Origin of the sequence: Chryseobacterium sp. Bi04, from assembly GCF_918698085.1 — a bacterium.
Lineage (GTDB): Bacteria > Bacteroidota > Bacteroidia > Flavobacteriales > Weeksellaceae > Chryseobacterium.
Genome location: NZ_CAKKLP010000029.1, coordinates 1 through 5672, shown reverse-complemented (window position 1 = coordinate 5672; position 5672 = coordinate 1). Strand labels below are relative to the sequence as shown.

At 37.1% G+C, this 5672-nt stretch carries 4 protein-coding genes and 1 pseudogene; 1 reads left to right on the top strand and 4 read right to left on the bottom strand.

What is annotated here, in order from left to right:
• Positions 1-181: 181 nt before the first annotated feature.
• The 4 genes from LQV47_RS22415 to proS form a co-directional block, all read right to left on the bottom strand.
• A complete protein-coding gene (locus LQV47_RS22415) occupies positions 182-475 on the bottom strand; it encodes a Bor family protein (protein WP_230041347.1) in 294 nt (97 codons plus the stop codon).
• Positions 476-680: 205 nt separating this feature from the next.
• Positions 681-2015, bottom strand: coding sequence for an Nramp family divalent metal transporter (locus LQV47_RS22410; RefSeq protein ID WP_230041346.1), 1335 nt, complete (start codon positions 2013-2015; stop codon positions 681-683).
• Positions 2016-2130: 115 nt separating this feature from the next.
• A complete protein-coding gene (locus LQV47_RS22405) occupies positions 2131-3456 on the bottom strand; it encodes an OmpA family protein (protein ID WP_230041345.1) in 1326 nt (441 codons plus the stop codon).
• A 119-nt stretch (positions 3457-3575) separates the two neighbouring features.
• Positions 3576-5051 (bottom strand): proline--tRNA ligase, encoded by a 1476-nt coding sequence (proS, locus tag LQV47_RS22400; RefSeq protein ID WP_230041344.1) that lies wholly within the window; start codon positions 5049-5051, stop codon positions 3576-3578.
• Between the two features lie 144 nt (positions 5052-5195).
• On the opposite strand from proS, the pseudogene LQV47_RS22395 reads away from it, so the two are divergent.
• Positions 5196-5672: pseudogene (locus LQV47_RS22395) on the top strand (prolyl-tRNA synthetase); the annotation flags it as partial.

Genomic DNA, 5672 nt, shown 5'->3' with positions numbered 1-5672 from the left:
ATATGAATAAGAGTGTTCTTCCAAGTACAAATCCTTATTAAAATTACTGATGCCTTCAGATTATATAACCAGAATATGTATGGTGGTGTAGGATAAGTATAAAAGAATGACAGCTAATATAAAAAATACTCTTTCATTTTATAAGTTTGGCAGCGATAATTTTATCACTGCCAATTAACTTTTATTTTGTCACGGTAGTTACAGTTGGAGTATATATACCAAATGTTACAGTAGCAATCAATCCATTGATAAAAGTTTGTCTGGTTTTAACGGTATAGTCTTCTGCGGTACCGGCCATTGCTCTGGAATCAGAAGAAGAACCTGGAACTAAACCTTCAATGTAATAATGATTCCATTTTGTAACCTTTTGGGTACCTAATGCTCCTTTTCCTACAACACTTGTATAGGAGTAACAAGATGTTAGTAAAATTGATGCTGCAAAAGCAGCAGTCATCATTCTGAATGTGTTTTTCATTTTTGGAAATTTAAATTATTTATAATTAACAATGCCTGATAAATTTAATTTCTCAGTGACAGAGTTTCATTGTCAATTTATATTCCAAAAATGTTTTTTATTTAAATATTTATGATAAAATTGGCGTTTCTTTAAATAATAATCAATTAATTATGATTTTCTTTTGCTATATTAAATTTAAATTAAATTATAATATAGAGTTGGATTAATTTTCAGAGAAAGTTTGATACAGTAAATAAAGATTTAAAATAATGATAATGATAGAAATAATCCAGACACAAACTTTTAAGAAAGGTTTATTGACAAATTCTCCCATTTTGGCTTTATCATTGGTAAACATCACTAAAGGTACTACTGCAAAACTTAACTGCATAGAGAGGATAACCTGACTTAAAACCAATAAATCTGTTGTTCCCTGCTCTCCGTAAAGAATAGCAACAATTAAAGCCGGAATAACGGCAATAAGTCTTGTAATCAATCTTCGCAGCCAGGGTTTTAGTCTGATATTTAAAAAACCTTCCATTACAATCTGGCCTGCCAGCGTTCCGGTAAGGGTTGAATTCTGTCCTGAAGCAAGCAGGGCAATAGCAAAGGCGATACTTGCCATAGAAGCTCCTAAAATAGGAGTCAGCATTTTATAAGCATCATGAATATCAGCAATATGTTCGTTCCCTGTAGTGTGGAATGTTGCAGCTGCAAGAATAAGGATCGCAGCATTGATGAAAAAAGCAAGCATAAGTGACACTGTGCTGTCTAAAGTGGCAAATTTTATCGCTTCTTTTTTACCTTCTCTATCCCGGGTATAATCCCTGGTCTGCACAATGCTGCTGTGGAGATATAAATTGTGAGGCATAACGGTAGCTCCCAAAATTCCGATAGCGATATAGAGCATTGCAGGGTTCTGGATAATTTCTTTCTGTGGTACCAAGCCTCCAAGGATCTCATTAAAAGCCGGTTTGGATATTACTATTTCGTATACAAAACAGGATAAGATGATAAATATAAGTCCGCCTACAATACTCTCAATCCAGCGGAATCCTTTTGCCTGGAGCAAAAGAATAATCAAAACATCAACAGTAGTAATAACGATTCCCCAGGTTAAAGGAATATGAAACAGCAGATTTAAGGCAATAGCAGAACCTATAACCTCGGCGAGATCACAGGCAGCAATGGCTATTTCACAAAAAATCCAGAGTATAAAATTGGTGGTAGGATTGAAATGATCTCTGCAGGCCTGTGCAAGATCCCTTTCTGCTACAACTCCCAGTTTTACAGATAAATGTTGTAAAACCATGGCGAAAATGTTGGAAATAAGAATAACAGAGAGTAGGGTATATCCAAATTGTGCCCCTCCGGCAATATCCGTAGCCCAGTTTCCTGGATCCATATATCCTACAGCAATCATAAGACCCGGGCCTGCAAATGCCAGATATTTTCTCCAGAATGTTGCATTTTTTGGGACCTTAATAGAGGAATAAACCTCTGGTAATGAGTGTAGGGTTTTATCTTTACGCCAGGCGTTCTTTAAGTTGAAATTCATAAATGTTAGAAATGACTAACAAATTTAATTAAATAAATATAAATGAGGAAATCATAAGGGCAAAAAAATCCCGGAAATAATTTCCGGGATTTTTTTTGTATTGGATCTAAAGAGATTATTTTGCAAATCTTACAGACATTTTTCTGTCAGCAGCTCTTTCAGCATCAGAAGCTTTAGCATCTACTGTAGCGAATTTACTTCCGTAACCCTCCGCTCCAAGTACCTGCGCTCCAACTCCTGCTTTTGCTAAAGCAGCTTTAATATAATCAGCTCTTGCCTGAGATAATTTTACATTAGAAGCTTCGTTTCCTGTTTTATCAGTATAACCCCCGATTTTAACTTTAGCATCCGGGAAAGCTTTTAAAATAGCAACCAGGTTATCCAATTGTCCTTGTGAACCTGCTTCTAAGCTTGTAGAACTTCCCATTTTAAAATTAACATGGTCAAAGTCATACCACTTATCTTTCAATGCAGCATCATCAGCTGCGTTTTTATAACCGCCAGACTTCAGGAATGAAATCATTTGATCTTCAAGACCTCCTTTGTAACCTTTTAACATTACTCCGTTCAGGTCAATGTTTTCATCTGTTTTCACAGTAGCTGGAGCAGGCGTCGCTGTTCCTGTTGTAGCTGCTGTATCTACAGTAGTACCGGCTGCTGTTGAGTCAGATGTAGCGGTAGTCGTTGTAGTCGTCTGTTTTTTCTCGCACTGCCTCCATAAGAAATATCCGGCAGCAATCAGCAATAAAAGCGGAAGCAACCATTTCCAGATTGAACCACCGCCTTCATTGTTGTTATTGTTAAATTGTTCTCTTACCTCTCTTGCTCCTTCAGTGACATTTTCTCTGGCTGTAGCAACACCTTCAGCGATGTTGTCCTTCGCAGTAGAAGTTACTGAGGAAACCGTTTCCTTAGCCTGGCCAAACCAATTTTCGGCTCCTAAACCAAAAGAAGCTAAAGAAAGGCCTGCTGGCAGTAAAGAAGAGACAATACCTTTCTGATCATTCAATAAACTGGAAATTCCTGAAGCTCCAAGGTTATTATCTGCTGCATACTTTCCTACAGTACCTACAGTAGCTCCTGTTACCAGATTTAATAAAGAACCTGCAGTGTTATTGCTGACTCCTGAAAAACTGGCAATGGAATTTACGAGTCCACCCACCTTATCACCAAAAAGAGAAGATAATAAGCTGGTAATAATAGAATTATTGGATGATCCACCCAATAAATTCCCTAATATGCCGCTTGAAGAGGCCTTCGTTATTGCATCCAATACACCAGGATTGTCTGCATTATTGGCTAATCCGCCTACTACGGCTGGCAATAAACCACCAATTGCTTTAGAAATACCGGATTCACTTTCTCCAAACTGCGATGCAGCCTGCGAAACCAAAGCGGGACCTAATTGTCCTTTAATTAAATCAATGACGTTTAAAGACATAATAATAAATTTTTTTGGATTAATGTTGTGATAAATTTAAACAAAAATCCGTCCAAAAGTCACTTTTTTTTGAATATTTCTTTAGAAACTGATGATTTTTTTTGAAATTATTAAAATTTTTAATAAGCTTTTGCGAATAATACACGTCTCTTAGAAGGTTTTCCTGAGATCATTGAAATACCTTCTTCCACATCATTATCCAAAGGAATACATCTGATAGTAGCCTTAGTTTCGTCCTTGATCTGCTCTTCTTCTTCAGCAGTACCATCCCAATGTGCATAAATGAAACCTCCTTTTTCTTCTAAAACTTTTTTAAACTCTTCATAAGTATCTACTGTACTGATATTATCTCTTCTGAAGTTTAAAGCTTTCCTATAGAGATCTTCCTGAATGGTTTTCAATAATTCTTCGATATAAGAATCTAAACCTTCAAGAGAATGTGACTGTTTGGTAAGGTTGTCTCTTCTTGCGATTTCTACAGACTTGTTTTCAAGATCTTTTGGTCCTATTGCTATTCTTACAGGAACTCCTTTCAATTCATATTCTGCAAATTTCCATCCCGGTTTATTCTGAGTGTCATTGTCAAATTTCACAGAAATACCTTTGGCTTTTAGTTTAGCCTGGATATCTAAAGCAACCTCACTAATCTGGTTCAGCTGTTCCTCTCCTTTGAAAATAGGTACAATAACCACCTGGATAGGGGCTAAAGTTGGAGGCAATACCAATCCGAAATCGTCAGAGTGAGTCATAATCAAAGCTCCCATTAAACGGGTTGAAGTTCCCCATGAAGTAGCCCATGCATGTTCTATTTTTCCTTCTTTGTTGGTGAATTTTACATCAAATGCTTTTGCAAAATTCTGACCCAGAAAGTGAGAAGTTCCTGCCTGAAGAGCTTTTCCATCCTGCATTAATGCTTCAATACAGTAGGTTTCATCGGCCCCTGCAAATCTTTCAGATGGTGTTTTTAAGCCTTTGATAACTGGCATAGCCATGAATTTCTCTGCAAAATCTGCATACACATCGTTCATTTTTTCGGCTTCTTCTACAGCTTCATCTTTTGTGGCATGAGCAGTATGCCCTTCCTGCCATAAAAATTCTGCAGTTCTAAGGAATAAACGGGTTCTCATTTCCCAACGTACAACATTAGCCCATTGGTTGATCAGTATTGGTAAATCTCTATAAGATTGAATCCAGTTTTTATAGGTATTCCAGATAATCGCTTCAGAAGTAGGACGTACAATAAGCTCTTCTTCAAGCTTAGCATCAGGATCTACAATCAGTTTGTGTGGATTATTTGGATCTGTTTTTAATCTGTAATGGGTAACTACGGCGCATTCTTTTGCAAAGCCTTCCGCATTCTTTTCCTCTGCCTCAAACAAGCTTTTGGGTACAAAAAGCGGGAAATATGCATTAACGTGACCTGTTTCTTTGAATCTTTTATCCATTTCATCACGCATTTTTTCCCAGATTGCATAGCCATATGGTTTGATCACCATACATCCACGCACTCCTGAATTTTCAGCTAAATCAGCTTTTACAACCAACTCATTATACCATTTGCTGTAATCTTCGCTTCTTGAGGTTAATTTTGCCATTATTTTTTAAAATTTTTTTAACTTTTGTACATTATTGTTATCTAAAAATAAAAATCTATTTTTGATAGATTTATTTACCGGTCTTTTGGTACATTTTTGGTACAGATTGCAAATATAATTTAATTTAAAAATTTTTACGTTATCATGAAAAGAAATATACATAAAAATTTGCTTGGCCTGCTTAAATCTAAAGGGATTTTAGCTGTTTCAGGCGGATTATTGCTTATGTCTTGTGGTGCTCAGATGGGAGGGTATAGCGAGACAGACGGGGTTTATTATGACCCCAACAAGGATACGCTGCCGGAAGGAGTGATCATTAATGGTAGCGGAAACAGAGTAGGCGAATATTATGACTACTATCAGGATTCTAATGTGATCCAAAATGCACAGGAGAATTCAAGAGACCAACAGAATAAATATAACGAATGGAGCGGTACGAATCCAGAATGGAATACCAATGCTACAGATTCCGATTGGGGAATGTATGCAGGTTCTCAAACCAACTATTATGACAACTCGTGGGGATATGGATCTCCTTGGGGCTGGTACGGTGGCTATAGCCCATATTGGGGCTGGAACCGTGGCTGGGGCTGGAATATGGGAATGTCCTGGGGTTGGGGC